Annotated in this window: 13 protein-coding genes and 1 pseudogene; 6 read left to right on the top strand and 8 right to left on the bottom strand. The window is 57.3% G+C overall.

The window, feature by feature from the left end; translation table 11 throughout:
• Nucleotides 1-3: 3 nt before the first annotated feature.
• Together NWI01_RS17500 and NWI01_RS17505 are read right to left on the bottom strand one after the other, a co-directional pair.
• Nucleotides 4-1,041, bottom strand: a complete 1,038-nt coding sequence (locus NWI01_RS17500; RefSeq protein ID WP_141385246.1) for a hypothetical protein — start codon at nt 1,039-1,041, stop codon at nt 4-6.
• A gap of 17 nt (nt 1,042-1,058) precedes the next feature.
• Nucleotides 1,059-3,050: a TonB-dependent receptor gene (locus tag NWI01_RS17505; RefSeq protein WP_181410570.1), complete on the bottom strand. Its 1,992-nt coding sequence runs from the start codon at nt 3,048-3,050 to the stop codon at nt 1,059-1,061.
• 786 nt (nt 3,051-3,836) lie between these two features.
• Here NWI01_RS17505 and NWI01_RS17510 point away from each other — a divergent pair.
• The 3 genes and pseudogenes from NWI01_RS17510 (at nt 3,837) to NWI01_RS17520 (ending at nt 5,758) form a co-directional block, all read left to right on the top strand.
• Nucleotides 3,837-4,907: a FecCD family ABC transporter permease gene (locus NWI01_RS17510; RefSeq protein WP_141385248.1), complete on the top strand. Its 1,071-nt coding sequence runs from the start codon at nt 3,837-3,839 to the stop codon at nt 4,905-4,907.
• Between the two features lie 242 nt (nt 4,908-5,149).
• Nucleotides 5,150-5,568, top strand: a pseudogene (locus tag NWI01_RS17515) (TrbI/VirB10 family protein); the annotation flags it as partial.
• A 4-nt stretch (nt 5,569-5,572) separates the two neighbouring features.
• The gene (locus NWI01_RS17520; RefSeq protein WP_141385249.1) at nt 5,573-5,758 is read left to right on the top strand and encodes a DUF2274 domain-containing protein; all 186 of its coding nucleotides are present in this window, start codon (nt 5,573-5,575) and stop codon (nt 5,756-5,758) included.
• 100 nt (nt 5,759-5,858) lie between these two features.
• Here the strand turns inward: NWI01_RS17520 and NWI01_RS17525 are convergent, their stop codons facing one another.
• Entirely contained in the window at nt 5,859-6,665 is an 807-nt protein-coding gene (locus tag NWI01_RS17525) for a 3'-5' exonuclease (protein WP_141385250.1), read from the bottom strand.
• A 198-nt stretch (nt 6,666-6,863) separates the two neighbouring features.
• Here NWI01_RS17525 and NWI01_RS17530 point away from each other — a divergent pair, with 198 nt between their 5' ends.
• Both NWI01_RS17530 and NWI01_RS17535 read left to right on the top strand, forming a co-directional pair.
• Nucleotides 6,864-7,865: a FecCD family ABC transporter permease gene (locus tag NWI01_RS17530; RefSeq protein WP_141385251.1), complete on the top strand. Its 1,002-nt coding sequence runs from the start codon at nt 6,864-6,866 to the stop codon at nt 7,863-7,865.
• Nucleotides 7,865-8,692, top strand: a complete 828-nt coding sequence (locus NWI01_RS17535; protein WP_141385256.1) for an ABC transporter ATP-binding protein — start codon at nt 7,865-7,867, stop codon at nt 8,690-8,692. Before NWI01_RS17530 ends, NWI01_RS17535 begins: the two co-directional genes overlap by 1 nt.
• Before the next feature lie 6 nt (nt 8,693-8,698).
• Here NWI01_RS17535 and NWI01_RS17540 read toward each other — a convergent pair whose 3' ends face one another.
• Nucleotides 8,699-9,667, bottom strand: a complete 969-nt coding sequence (locus tag NWI01_RS17540; RefSeq protein ID WP_244613873.1) for an ABC transporter substrate-binding protein — start codon at nt 9,665-9,667, stop codon at nt 8,699-8,701.
• Nucleotides 9,668-10,057: 390 nt separating this feature from the next.
• On the opposite strand from NWI01_RS17540, the gene NWI01_RS17545 reads away from it, so the two are divergent.
• Entirely contained in the window at nt 10,058-12,418 is a 2,361-nt protein-coding gene (locus NWI01_RS17545) for a TonB-dependent receptor (protein WP_141385253.1), read from the top strand.
• A gap of 59 nt (nt 12,419-12,477) precedes the next feature.
• Here NWI01_RS17545 and NWI01_RS17550 read toward each other — a convergent pair whose 3' ends face one another.
• The 4 genes from NWI01_RS17550 to NWI01_RS19175 all read right to left on the bottom strand — a co-directional run bounded on the left by NWI01_RS17550 (nt 12,478) and on the right by NWI01_RS19175 (nt 14,793).
• Complete coding sequence (locus tag NWI01_RS17550) at nt 12,478-13,563, bottom strand: LLM class flavin-dependent oxidoreductase (RefSeq protein ID WP_244613874.1); 1,086 nt, start codon at nt 13,561-13,563, stop codon at nt 12,478-12,480.
• 379 nt (nt 13,564-13,942) lie between these two features.
• Nucleotides 13,943-14,176, bottom strand: a complete 234-nt coding sequence (locus NWI01_RS17555) for a hypothetical protein (protein ID WP_141385254.1) — start codon at nt 14,174-14,176, stop codon at nt 13,943-13,945.
• Between the two features lie 104 nt (nt 14,177-14,280).
• Nucleotides 14,281-14,523, bottom strand: a complete 243-nt coding sequence (locus tag NWI01_RS17560) for a hypothetical protein (RefSeq protein WP_141385255.1) — start codon at nt 14,521-14,523, stop codon at nt 14,281-14,283.
• A 114-nt stretch (nt 14,524-14,637) separates the two neighbouring features.
• Nucleotides 14,638-14,793, bottom strand: coding sequence for a hypothetical protein (locus NWI01_RS19175; protein ID WP_181410571.1), 156 nt, complete (start codon nt 14,791-14,793; stop codon nt 14,638-14,640).
• Between the last annotated feature and the right edge of the window lie 85 nt (nt 14,794-14,878).

Consider the following 14,878-nt stretch of genomic DNA (forward strand, 5'->3'; position numbering starts at 1 on the left):
GCTCTAATTACCCAACTGTAGATGGGTGAGCTGACGCTCGAAGTTGGTCGGATGCTCTTGCAAGTGGCGGTCGAGCCATTTCATTTCAAGGCAGCGCTCCAGACCATAGATCTTAGTTCCGTTGCGGTCACCGTATCGCTCGCACAGTTCTGGAAAATCTGGAATAGCCGCATAAGCTTTCAGCGTTCGCGCTTTGAGATCATCGATGATCTCGTCGCACGTTTGATGCTCAAGACGTTCGATATTGTGCTCCGTCACATTCAAAATGAGTCCGCCATTGGATTGGTTCCCTTTATTTCGAATGGCTTCTATCCATTCGCGCTCTGAGCGGCATTCGCCCTCAGCGGATCGTGCTTTGCGAAGCAGGGTATGTAGCCACGACGGCAATTCATCCCTCGTTCGCTCGTCGATACGCTCTTCTTCGAGACGGGTTCCCCATCCAGCGTAAGAATACGGCACAGCGTAACGCCAGTCATTCTCATGCTTCGGAAGAGCGTCGAGAGCGTCGTTCAACGCACCGAGTGTCGAAAGCGTGCTCTTGACCACAAAAAGACGGGCCAGGATCGCCATCCCGATCTCGCCTGCGATTCGCAGAGTGCGAACGATGAGATCGTAGTTTCCGCGCTGGTTGTTCCAGTAATCATGCACCTCGCCGTATCCCGCAAAGGATCCGTGAGCGGAGATGCATCCGAATTTCTGCCGTTCGCGCAACCACAGCCGCAGTTCTTCGTCTGTCCGTTTTCGCAGCCCACCAAGCGTGATCCGTCTCAACGGCTCATATTCGCGCGGAAAGCGATCACGAAGATCGCGCAAATATTCGAGCGTAGCTCGATCATAGTCCGCGCTGTAGTTGACGATATAGCCGATCCTCATATCATGCGACGTCTCCCATTCGAGAAATCGCTCCAGGAGTGCGTGAATTCTGCCAGGCTGAATCCGTGCAATCTTCTTCTTGCCCATCGAGCAGTACTTGCAGCTGTGCGCGCATGCCACGAGCTTGCTGTGGATGTGAATGGTTTCAAACCGGATATGTTTTCCCATTCGCGTACCGCCGTGAGCTAGAAGCGTGTTTGTACCGACAAGGCAAATGTGCGTGGTTGACCGACATAGCTTGGCGTGAGCCAGTAGTTCTCATTGGTGATGTTATGCACGTTGAAGCGCATGATGAGGTCGTTACCAAATGGCTTCATCTTGGTTTGATAACGCAAGCCAAGGTCGGCGGTGACAAACGACGGTAGATATTCGGTGTTGAGTCGGTCGACTGGCGCTGGTCCCGTATAGTAGACGCCGCCGGTTACCGTGAACCCGGGCGCAAAAGGCAGGTCGTACTCCGCCGTGACCTTGGCGAGGGAATTCGCCACATTAAGCGGACGCAAGCCGTCGAGCGCGGGCATCGTCGGAGAGGGCTGGCTCTGGGTGACGCGGGCATCGATCAGGGTGACGCCTCCGAACAGACGGAAGCCGTCAAATACTGTGCCGACCGCGTTGAGTTCGAAGCCGGTATTTTCTTGCCGGCCATTCTGGACGGCCGTGTAAGTCCCGTCGTTATTGTATTGATTGTATTGGAGTACCTGATTGACGTTGAACACGGCGAGGGTGACAAGCGTACCGCCGATCTGTGCCTTTGCACCCGCCTCATAGGCTCGCCCCACATAAGGGGCGAGGATTTCACCATTGTTGGTGAAGATCATCGAGCCGGAATTGCTGACCGGCTGCCCGCCCTGCAGGGATTCGCTGTACGTGACATACGTCGACACCCACGGCAGCGGTTTGAAGATCAGCGAGGCGCTAGGTGACAGTCTCGCCTGATCGTAGCCGGAGGTTTGCAATCCGGTCGTCGTGTTGAAGTTCTGGCCGGACAACATGGCGTAGTTCAGGCCCAAGAGCGCCGACCATTGGTCGGTGAATTTTATGTCGTCGCCGATGACGATATTCCGGTTATTGTTGTAGCTTTGGCGGCGCACCGGACCGACGTTTGTTGCTACGAAGTTCGGCTCGTTCACAATGGTCGGAGTGATGAAGTTGAACCCGTTGAACGTGAACGCACCGTAGTTCGTCGGTGCCCGGCTCATGGTAAAGTCATTTCCATAGAACCCGGTCGTTACCTTGTGATGTATCGGTCCGGTGTTGAAATCCGCATCGAGGAACGTGTAGCCGGTGTTCGCTCGGTAAAAGAAGTCAGTCAACCGTGATACCGACTGGCTGTAAGTTCCGGTGTTATTATTGACGTTGTTGTTGACGAAGATATTGTCGCGCACTGAAGCGTAGGCCGTTGCGATCGCCGATCTCAGCGTGAAAACGTCGTCTATCTTCCAGTTCAGGTCGGCGCCGATCCGATCGCGCTGCAGGTTATAGCTGCTGAATGGCTGCCCGAAGTTCTTCGTTGGGTCGGGTGCGGCCGTGTGGAAGATCCTGCTCGACCCATCAGGATTAGTCGCAAAGTTCCAGGCTGGATCAATGCCGCGTACGATCTGATCATGGTGCGAACCTATGACGGTCAGATTGAAATCGGAGTTTGGCTGAAAGGAGAGTGCGCCGGTAACCAGATTGCGTCTTACACTTCTGTTCTCGATTGCCGTTGTGCCGTCCTGTCCGAGCACATTCAACCGATAAGAGAATCGCCCTTCCTTGTCGATCGGTCCGCTGAAATCGCCATGAGCAAAGCCCGATAGCCCGCCATAGTTGCCTAGTGTCAACGATGTATAGGGGACGGCGGTCGGCCGCTTGTAGACATAATTGATCAGCCCGCCGACGTTGTTGGCGCCATAGAGGAAGCTGGTGAGACCCGTAAAAGTTTCGATTCTCGTCTTGTCTTCCAAAGGCATCGCGAACAGGTTCTGAAACCTGAGACCGTCTTCTGCGGTTCCGGTCGAGTTTGGAACAGTAAATCCGCGCAATATGGGATTGGCCGAGAAACCCCTGGTGCTTGTCGAAAATGTCTGAATGCTCGGGTTGATTCTATAGAAATCGTCCTGTTGGGAGATGAGCTTGTTCTCAAGCAGCGGAGCCGAGACCACATTCACGGAATAGGGAACATCCTGAATTTTCATTGACCCGAGCGGGCCAACGTTCGAGATCGTCGAGGGGCGATATCCGGCAGCGACACTTCCCTCGGGGGCTTCTCCTGCCGGTGCGGTGATGGAGACGCTGGGTGCGCTGTGCGGCGAGGCCTCACGCCGCGCAGCGCGCCCGGCTCGCCTCTGTTTCGCCCGTCGTTCCGAAGCCGATTGCGGAACGACGGGCGCTGACCGGGGAGGAGGTGATTCGATGTAGACCGGAGGTAATGGCGGCTGAGACTGCGGTCCTTGACCGAAAGCGTGCCCGGAAATCGCCGCGCCTGCCGCCGCGATGCAGGCGATCTCAATACGTCGCGCGCAAAAAATCCTATCTGATCTAGTCATTTAAGGCCCCCAAGCCCATTAAAAGAGATAGAATTTGCTGTGTTACACACCCCATTGTGCAAACTGCTGGTTGCAGGCATGACCCGACTTCCCATGCGATGTACTTCATCGTATACAACGATGTTGTGTAGTGTCAATATCAGGTACCTTCGAGCGATTGCGGGGATGCGGGTTTGTCGCTTGATGCAGGCTTCTCGTGGATTCCAAAATCAATCGCCACAACGTCTATCCGTCCAGCGCAGCGCTGGGATCACTGGCAATTTGAGCGTCCTGCTATTGCGCTCTCTGGGTAACGATGGTCTCTCATTCTCATTCCGCGCTTGTCCGGCAGCGCTGCCCTGATGCCGCCGTCCACCGCATGATGTCCGCCATGCGTTCTCCGTCGTCCGACGAAGATTTCCGGGGCAGCGTAGCGAGTCATTTCAATCTAGGCCGATGATGAAGAGGGCGACGGACCTATCCCACGCGAATTCATACCTCCGCTCGATCGTCCGGAGCGATCTGCTTCTGGCCCTGCTGTTCCTGGTTCTCGTCGCGTTGATGTTGATGTCGCTGACGATCGGGCGATATCCGGTACCGATCGGCGAGGTGGCGCGAATCGTGTTCACAACCCTGCCGTTTGATGCGGTCGGAAGCTACGACGACAAGAGCTGGGTCGCTATCGAAATCATCCGGATGCCGCGCGTCCTGCTCGTCACGATCTGCGGTATGGGTCTTGCCTTGTCCGGCGCGGTTCTGCAGGGCGTGTTTCGCAATCCGCTTGTCGGCCCCGAAATTATCGGTCTTACCTCCGGTGCAGCCCTGGGCGGCGTAATTGCGATTGTATTGGGATGGCCGACCATCGCTCTGGTTGGGTTCGCATTCGGCTCTGGCCTACTCACGCTGTTCGTTGCGTTCGCCCTTGCAGCACTCACCGGGCGGGCGAGCACGTTGGCATTGGTCCTGTCCGGGGTCATCGTCGGCCACTTCTGCTCAGCAATCATTGGACTCATTCAGACTCTCGTTGATCCGACGGTGAAACTCCCCTCGATCCTTTATTGGCTATTGGGAAGTTTTGTCGGCGCGACCTATGAGAAGGTCGCCATCGCAGCTGCTATGATGTTGTTTGCGGGAGCGCCGTTGCTTGCGCTGCGTTGGCGCATCAATCTCTTGTCGCTCGGCGAAGTGGATGCGCGGGCGCTCGGCGTCAATGTCAATGTACTGCGCTGGGCCCTGCTGGGGCTGGCGGCGATGATCGTGGCGGCTCAGGTCTCCGTCAGCGGCGGTGTTGGCTGGGTCGGGCTCATCGTTCCGCATATGGCTCGGCTTCTTGTTGGACCCGACCATGGCCGGTTGTTGCCGACGGCGGCCGTACTTGGCGGTATTTTTCTCCTGTCGATGGACGATTTGGCGCGCACCCTGACCGACCAGGAAATCCCGATCGGGCTTCTCACCAACGCGGTCGGAGCGCCCGTCTTCGCTTTCCTCTTCTGGCGCACTCAGGCAAGGGGCTGGGTGAGGGATTAAGGTAGCGAGTCTGCCGAACGCGATAGTTGACTAGGACCATTGCAAATTTAGGTCATAACAAACAATCGCCGTTGCCGATCGAGCTATAATTGCTATTCGCTAAATGAGTATGGCAATCCCGTTGTGGTTACGAGGCCTGGTGCGTTCGATCGTAGTCGTCCTGATCCTAATGTTTATCAGCGAAAAGGTATCGGATCGCAGGCCCTCGCTGTCGTGCCCATTACGTCTCTGATTGCTCTCTTCCTCGGCTCGCCGAGATCGAAGTAGCGCGGGTCGCGAAGGTGTTCACCGACAGCCGCGGCAGATCCGCCGCTGGCCGCGTCGATCCAACAACGGCTCTCACACTGCCGACCGAAACGCCGCCGCTAGATCTCGGCGCTTCGCAGAATATGAAGCATCGCAAGCTCGCCTTCATCAACGCCGCCGTTGATCGACGCGCCGTCACGTCCGATCGCGTGCAGGAGAAGACGTCGCCTTACGTCGTGCATGCCGGAACTGTCGTCCCCGCGGCGCTGATTACCGGCATCAAATCCGATTTGCCCGGCACGATCACTGCGTAGGTGACGGAGCAGGTTTACGATACCCCGACCGGCAAGCAACTCCTCTTCTCGCAGGCGCACGGCTGATCGGTCAGTACGACAGCCAGGTGGCGTTCGGGCAACCGCATGGTCAAATTTCCCCGTGCGGGTTACCGGAACCTGATCGCCTATGCCGACGTGCGGGCCCACGGTGGCGACAACGGCACCGCACCGGATCCGATCAAGCTGGTCGTCCCAATGCTCCAGCGCTTCATGGCGACCGACAAAGCGTTCCGGAAGGCGAGAGCGCAGTTTCGGCAGAATCCCTCCTGACCGACCGTGTTGCGCATCGGCTGCCCATTGTCGCAAAGTTGCCGGTGCGCTCGGCAGAGAGAGTTGGCAGCTACCTAGCCCGAGTGCGTCGGTCGCCGACCTACGACGTGAAATCTGCTAGATATTCAGATGTCGGCGTTACCCCCGTCAGCAGCAGATGCTCGCGCGCCCGGGTGCAGGCGACATACAGCAGGCGGCGCTCGGTTTCGTAGATGTCGTCGAGTTCAGCCTCGTCGGCGGCGTCGGCAATGCGCTCGTCGAGCGGCAGGACTCCTTCGTCGCAAGCCATCACAACGACGGCGCGAAATTCCAGCCCTTTGGCCAGGCTCGTGGTAGCGGTGGTCATCTTATCCTCGCCGGTGAGTCCGGCGATGGCTGCCCGGGCGCGCGCGACGAGCTGCGGCGTGCGGACAAACACACCGATCTCGCGGGATGCGATTCCCTCGCCAAGCCAAGTTTCGACTGTTTGGCGGACCGTAGCAGCTTCCGCGGCGATGTCTGCGAGGGATTGCACTTCAGGTGCCGGGCCATCGAAGACCGAGATGATGCCGCGACATTCATCCTCGAGACCATCGGTGTCCCGCAGGACCGTCGGTAGCAGCTTATCGGCCGCGCGCCGGATTTGTTGCGACGTGCGATAGCATATCTTGAGCGTATGCGAGCGGCCCCGTATGTCGAAGCCGAGGCTCGCCGAAGAAGACGGATGCTGGAAAATGCGTTGTCCGACGTCGCCCGATAGGAATAGGCTATCCGGTTTCTCCGGCGCCAGGGCGCCGAAAAGCCGAAGCTCCGACGGAGCAAGATCCTGGGCTTCGTCAATGACGACCGACTCATGTTCATGACGTGCTGGCGAGAATGCTGCACGTATGGCTTGTATAAGGCGACCCTTGCGCCGGGCAATCGACATCTCACAACGTCCGGCCGTGCTTGCGTTGAATGCAGCTACGAGGGAGGCCTTCTGTCATCCGGCTTTACTTTGAGCCGGTGCGTCTGCTCGATCATCATCCGGCTATCGACGTTATGTTTATAACGTGATAACGACAGCCGTGGCAGTTCGCGGCGAGATCGCGACCTGTTCGACCCGATCGAAGGAAATGCAACACATATGACGCGCCTCATGTTCATGTCCGTGTTGCTGCTAGGCGCAATCCTGTTTTCTCTTACGATTGGCCGCTACCCGCTTCAGATTGGCGATGTCGCTTCATTCTTTCTAGCTATGGCTGGACTGAAACCGATGGCGCCGGAGAGTTACCAGCTGCTTTATAACGTTATCGTGGAAATTCGCCTGCCGCGGATTCTCGGTGCGGCGCTGGTCGGGGCTGCGTTGGCGTCGTCCGGAGCCGCGTTTCAAGCGGTGTTTCGCAATCCTCTGGTCTCGCCGGGAATTCTCGGTGTTCTCGGTGGCGCGAGCTTTGGTGCGGCGCTCGGTATCCTGCTGTTTGGCAACTGGGCGTTGGTCCAGCTGTCCGCTTTTGTCATGGGACTGGTCGCGGTCAGTGTCGGACTCATGATTGCGAACATGTTCGGGAAGGCTTCGATGATCTTGCTTGTCCTTGGCGGCATGATTTCCGCCGCGCTGTTCACCTCGGCATTGTCGATCGTCAAATACACCGCGGACCCCTATGAGGAGTTGCCTGCGATCGTGTACTGGCTGATGGGCAGTCTCGGCGGGGTGGATATGACGCAGATCCGCTGGGCCATGATTCCGATCATCGGAGGTCTTGTGGCGCTCTCGCTATTCGGTCGTGCGCTCGATGCACTATCGATGGGCGACGATGAAGCCCGCGCGCTTGGCGTTCCGGCGCAACCGGTGCGTTACGGCGTCATCGGTACGGCCACACTGGTCTCCGCGCTCTCGGTGTCGCTCGCCGGCATGATCGGATGGGTCGGACTTGTGGTTCCACATGTGGTGCGGCTCGCGCTCGGGCCAGGAAATGCGCGTCTGCTGCCGACCAGCGCATTCTGTGGAGCGATTTTCCTGATCGGCGCCGATTGCCTGTCGCGCAGCATCATGCGATCGGAAATCCCGATCGGAATTCTCACCGAACTGCTTGGCATTCCTGCCTTCATCATCGTGCTGCGTCGGGCCCGGTCGGGATGGACATGATGACGCCCGCGCTACCTGTCGAATGCCTGGAGGCGCTCGCCGTGCATTTCCGGCGGGGCGCGCGCGTCATCCTTGACGACATTACGATCAGTCTCAAGTCGGGCGAGATCGTCGCGTTGCTTGGAGCGAACGGCGCAGGCAAAAGCACACTGTTTCGGATTCTGCTGGGCTTCTTGAAGCCTGAACGGGGCGAGGTCCGGCTGGGCGGCGAACCGCTTGCAGACTTTTCGCGCCGGGCCCTGGCGCAACGTATCGCGTATGTGCCGCAGGCGCATGTCGCGCCGTTTCCCTATAAAGTGCATGACGTGGTGCTGCTCGGCCGTCTTGCCGAGACGGGTATCTTTCGTGCGCCGCAGGCCGCTGATCATCGGGCCGTGGATGAAGTTCTGGAGCGGCTCGCGATCACGCATCTTGCCACGCGTCCATATACTGAGATTTCAGGCGGCGAGCGGCAATTGACCCTGATCGCACGTGCGCTGGCGCAAGGCGCCAACATCTTGATCCTGGACGAGCCGATGACCGGTCTTGATTATGGCTATCAGATCCGCCTGCTGAAGCATCTGGTCGATCTGGCAGGCAGCGGCCACAGCATTCTGTTTAGCACGCATAATCCTGAACATGCGGTGCGGGTAGCGACCCGCATTGTCGTGCTGCGCGATGGCACGATCATGGCGGATGGTCCGCCGACACAGATCATCACGCCATCGCTCATTCGCGCACTCTATGGCGTTGCGGTTTCGACCCTGACAAATGTTGAGGGTCAGATGGTGATTGTGCCGTCAATGGAACGCGCGTTGGATACGCGTCTTGAGACGACTCGCGCGTAAACATAATCATGAGCGGCCACTTAGCATTTTCTCAATTTCCGGTTTCGTCAGCGGCTTCTCGAAGAAGTTCGCATAGAACGCGGCGACCTCGTCCCGGATATCCCAGTCCCTGAACAGATCAGGATGGATGAGTTGCGCCGCCCACAGCACGGTCAGGGGTTCTTCGACGGTGCGGTTGCCCCAAAGGTGCACGCCCGTCGGAATAGCGGCGACGCGGCGATTGCGAATGGCCGAGACCGTGCTGAGGCGCGGATCGGCATAGGCTTCCGCGACCTCGGATGCGTTACTGAGTATCATCACTTCCGGATCCCATGCCAGAAGCTGTTCGCGGGAAAAGGTCAGCGCCTCGGTCAGCCGATCGCCTTCCGTGACGCTGCGGCCGCCGGCCTGAGTGATCCACCACTCGGCAATCAGATGCGGTTGGGTCATGCGCTTGAGATTGGCATAGAGCACCCGTGGCCGTTGCGCCGACCGCTGCGCCAGCCGCGCACTGATGTTGCCAAGGGTAGTATCGAAGTAGCTGCAATAGGCTTCTGCCGCTTCGGTCTTGTCGTAGATCCGGCCGAGCAGGCGCATCACCGTCTTCACGTCGTCCGGCTGCCGCCATGAGAGAAACACCGCGGGGGTGTGAGCGCGAGCCACCAGATCGATGGTTTTCCGGTCCATTGTAAGGACGATATCCGGTTTCGTCTCGATCAGACCTTCCACCAATGGAGCACCGCCGCCACCCTGTAGAATAGGACGCCGGGAGATTTCGGGGTCGACCAGATACTGCATGCGCCAGCGTGGGCCGGATAGATTTGGCGGCAGACCGTTGACAAGCGATCTCGCCTCGCCAAGCGCGAACACGAAGCTGTTAAGCACCGGGACGGGGCCGATGGTTGCCACGCGCGTCACACGATCGGCAATGGTCACGCTGCGACCAGCCATGTCCGTGATCGTCCGATCGGCCAACGCATGTGTCATCGACGACATTAGCGTTACGATGCAAGTGAAAAGTGCAATGGTTCCCGGGCGGCCTATCTTGCGTTGAATCAAGTTCAGTTCTCCTGATCGGAAAGTACAGATCGCGTTGTTTCGGTCGCCGCGATGCTTGACGACACGAGTTCCATTCTATACGCGATATCAATCTGTATATAACGAATTGAAGTATTCGCGTCACGATGCTTCGAGCCGTTGTTGCCCTGGTCGACAGGCGCGCGTCGAACACGCGCGCCTGATCGAAAGCGATCCGCGTCTGATTTGAGAACGCGCGGATCGTTCGGCGACAGATCATTGTACCGGAGGGTACAGCGAATTTTCACACACATCGCGAGCAGAGCGGCGCGTTGCGCGTCGTCGCGTGGAAATATTGGGGGCTGGATTGTGAAGAGAATATTGTTCATCGGTGCGCTGCTCGGCGGCGAGTCGTATGGCACGTTAGCCGTAGCGCAGGATTCAACGAACCTTCCGCCGGTGACCATTGTCAGCGATGGTCAGTCGAGAAATGTGCGGCAGAACAGCACGACGAATGCACGGGGCCGGACCGTGCGACGTGCGCGACAGGCTGCACCGAGCAATCAGCAACCTGTCCAGCAGCAACAGCAACAATCCGGCGGTGCTCTTGCGTCGCAAAACTCCATTCTCAGCACCACGCCGCAGCTGGCTGGCGCCAGCAGCGTGACGCAGCAGGGAATCGCGGTTCTGGGCGGTCCGGCGCAGACCAGCTTCTATCAGCCGCTGGCCCTGATTCCCTCTGTTTCGGTTCAAACCCCGGATCCGTATGGATTGAATACGACGCGCAACATCAATATTCGCGGCAAGGGAGATTTTCATCTTTCGCGCACGATTGACGGCTTACCGTTGATGGGAATCGTGGGCGGCTCCGATCTGTTCGATCTGGAGAACATCGGGCGTATCGACGTTTATCGCGGTGCCGTTCCGTCCGATAAGGGTCTTGGTCTGTCGAACGCGACAGGCGTGATCAACCAGCTCACGCTGAGACCCCAGGATAAAGCTGGCTTTACGGCGCGCCAAGCCTTCGGCACCGACAGCTTCTATAAGACATTCGTTCGAATCGATAGCGGCCTGAATCCGGAGACAGCAACCAAGGCCTTTCTGTCCGGATCGAACATCGGTGTCGATAAGTGGACGGGCGCTGGCGACCAGAAACGCCAGAACGTTACGTTCGGGCTGAGCCAGGACTTCGGCGACCGTGTCACCCTCGACGTTACCGCAGTCTACAACAACTACGCCGAGAATTTCTTTCGAGCGCTAACGTATCCCCAGACCACAGATCTAAGAAACAACTACAGTCATGACTTCAACACCACGCTGACCGGCGTTGCAGCCACCGATGTCAACTACTACAAGTTCAACCGGATGAATGCCGAGACGTTCGCGACCTTCGCAAAGCTCGACTATAATTTTGCTGAAGGACAGCACCTGCTTTTCAAGCCGTATTACTGGGACAACGACACCACGAGATTCAACGCGGCCGGAAACACCGTTCAGATCTGGCGCCAGCAGAACCAGAACGTCGGTAGTGTTTTCGAATATGCCGGACAGTTTCCTTGGGGCACCGATGTCGTTGCCGGATACTGGTGGCAATCGATGGCGCCGCCGCCACCTCCGACAGATCAGCGGCGTTTCACGGTTAATACAAGCGGAGGACTTAATTTCTCAAACTGGCAGAGTCTTGCGAGGATCGACAACTTCAGCGTCAACAGTCCGTACTTTCAGGTCTCGCAGAATTTTGGTTCAACCTTTGTGACCAGCGGTCTGCGCTACATGGTTTTGGGTGCACCGCAGATGCTATATTACAACACTGCGGGAATCCCTGACGGCACTCATGGTCAGGCGCTGGCATTGAACCCGGCGATCTATCCCGATGCCACCTTGGCCGCTCGCGACTACGCCGCATGGCTTCCCAACATCGCGATTCGTCACGATCTCAACCCGGCTCTCAGCGTGAATTTCAGTTATGGACGCAGATTCGGCCGCCCGGATTGGGGACCACAGGCAAGCAACTACATCAGCAACCGCACCGCCTTCACCGCGAGGGGGTTCACGCTGCAATCGCTGGTCGACAAGGTGCGTCCCGAGCTGTCTGACCAGTTTGATGCTTCACTACGCTTTAGTCAGTACGGGCTGACTGTGATCCCAACCCTGTTCTACGCCAAGTTTCAGAACAAGCAGGTCAAGGTTGTCGATCCGTTGATCGGCCCGAACATCTCATACTTTCAAGGCACTGGATCGAGTACCGGATACGGCTTTGAGCTTGAAGCGAACTATAGGTTTGACGAACGATTTTCGGTCTTCGGCTCGACGACGCTAGCATCCGAAACGTTCGATTCGGATACGCCAACCCTGAGCGGCGGCGCCATGTTGGCGACCAAAGGAAAACAAATTCCCAACACGCCGCAAGTCATGATAAAGGGCGGCATAACCTACCAGATAGACCGCCTGGCGATCGTGCCGATCGTGCGTTACATCGGGCCGCGTTTCGGTGAGGCCGCCAACACCCAGCGTGTGCCCGGATACACTGTCACGGATTTGACGATGTCCTATGATCTCGGGTCTCACTTCGGTGTTGAATCCCTGAATGCGAGCTTCTCGATTCAGAACATCTTTGATCGTCAGTACATCTCACAGATATCTCCCAGCGACATCGATCTGAGCGCGGGGGCAACCTATTTCTTGGGTGCGCCGCGAACGGTTGTGGGATCGCTGTCGATGAAGTTCTGACAGAACGAAATGGTACGCCGCGCGAGCGTGCGGCGTGCCATTTCTGATTCTCTACTGTATCAGGCGATCGCCAAAGCTTTTTCGAGCTTTGGCCTAAGAACGGTCCCCATCAGGTTGAGCGAACGTTCGAGCGATGGAAGCGGCAGGAAGCCGAAGAACGCGGAGAGCGCGTTGAGGTAGGTTACGCCAAGCTCGCCATGCAGCGCCATGAATTTCTCGGCGCAGGTCTCGGGCGAACCACTGATCACCATATCGCGATAGAAATTCTCGGGTTCGAGGCTCGCTTCGTCGATGACGCCCTCACGCTTGAACAGGCCGAATCCCTTCAATCGTGTGGTCAGTTTCTCGATGGTCGGCCACAACTCCTTCCGCGCCGAAGCATCGGTCTCGCTGACATAGACGAAGCGGCCGAACGGCACTTCCGCGGGATCCCCGCCCGCATCGACATATGCGCGCATCAAACGGCGCTGGTTAGGCATGCTGATAATGCCATGGCAGATGATCTTGTGACCGCTTTTCGTTGCCCAGGCGGCGGTCTCGTTGATATTGGTGCCGACATAGATCGGCGGGTGTGGGGATTGAATCGGCTTCGGTTCGATCGAATGAACAGCATCGCCGAATGGAAGCTTGCCCACCGCCCAGGCGCGGGGCAAGAATGTCAGCATATCCTTGAAATGATCGGCGGTGCCTTCGGGATTGACGCCATAGGCATTGAGATAACGGGGGTTGTTGCCGCGGGATATGCCGACATCGACGCGTCCATTAGACAGAACGTCCAGTGTCGCGATCTCTTCGGCGAGACGGATCGGGTTGTGTAGCGCCGCCAGCAAAACGGAGAATCCGACACGCAGGCGCTTGGTACGCGCCAGAATGGCCGACGCCAGAATCAGAGGCGAATGGCATCGCCGCCCTTCGACCTCCACGATGCTGCCCTGGAAGTGTTCCTCATTGAGCCAGACTCCGGTGAAGCCTAAAGCCTCGACCTTCTCGGCCAGATCGAGGATGTGGGAGGTCGAAATCGATTCAAGACCGCCTCCACAGCCGGATAAGCCAATTTTGAAGGATCGTGGTGCGTCGTTGGTGTTAGGCCTTGGGCATCCAACCTCAGAGCTCACGGTTGGCGCGTATACGTTATTGGTCATCATGAATTGTCTCGTAAGTGAATAGCCGTAGGAAATTAATTCCGACGCGATCGATATCTGTGATTAGATATATTGAGAATCGCGAGTGGAACCTCGGCAATGCCGGGCGATGGTACCGCATGGTAAATGTCGGTCAGTTCGATTGTTCTGGGAGCGACACGCTCGGCAAACATTCAAACTACCGTTGTAAGATCAAAGCTCATATCGGAGGTCGAGAACGCAGAATAAAGCTTCAGATAGCCGTGCCGGTTGCGCCCCGGCAGTCAAGCCTGAACGCATGATCGAGCTTTCTCTCTGCATTCCAGCTATCAGGCTCTATCAAACGCCTTGTCCGGTACTCGCGAAAAACCGTCGACAGGCGAGGGGCTTGGCTCATCGAGCATCAGTAGCGATGGAAAATTTCAAGGTTGTTCCTGGTCGAAAACTCGTCAAGGCGCTGACCTTGGGTGGGGAACTGCTGCTCATCCCAATCAATCCGCCACTCGAGATGCTTTTCATCAAAGTACGCTTCGGGAAATGCTTGCTGGATAAGATCGGCCATCTCTCCGTCTCGCGGCACAGCAAACGCATGACTTGGCGGCTTTGCGAACTTGTGCGCCTCCTTGGCGTGATGCATTCCAGTCTCCCAACTCTGTGACTTCCAAAATCACTTCTGCGGCCAAGCGTGCGCTGACAGCGCTGTTACCTGTTATGAGTGTGGCGGGCAGCCGCGGTGAATCATCAGCACTTGTTAATATGAGAGAAGGCTAAGCCTCTCTCGGAAAAAAAAGCTTCGAGTCGCGCGTTGGATTCCGCGTAGGTTCCCTTTTTCCAAACCATGCGCCATTCACCAGCTTCCTCATCATAGCTTGCCGATGGAAACGCCAGTTGGAAATGCTCCGCCAATTCTCCGCTGCGTGGTATGTCAATGGCGTGAAGTTCGCACATCTTCGTAAGCGTAACATGAAGCGCTGAATCGTTCATTTTCACATCTCAGGACATTCGAGTGATGATGCTATCGTAACCAGCACCGGTTTCTAAGGCTCAGGAAGCCAACAAGCAGGAACAGTATGCCCGTTGGCGTTGACTTGCTTGCCGTCAGACGTTTTCTACATAGTAGTCGTTATAGCGTACGAGATACATCGTATTGCTGTCAAGCAAATCGACATCCTGATTATGTGATGGGCGAATGATGTCTGTGGCGTCATGATCGGTACGATCGGGCGCGGCGACGTGCGGGCCGAATGACAGCATGAAACCTGCGCCGGTAGAGCAGGGGAGATGATGCCTTCGCGCGCGAGACCTTTACTCAATCGCGGGAGCGAGTGTAGTTGGACGA

Source organism: Nitrobacter winogradskyi, from assembly GCF_006539545.1.
Taxonomy (GTDB): domain Bacteria; phylum Pseudomonadota; class Alphaproteobacteria; order Rhizobiales; family Xanthobacteraceae; genus Nitrobacter; species Nitrobacter winogradskyi_A.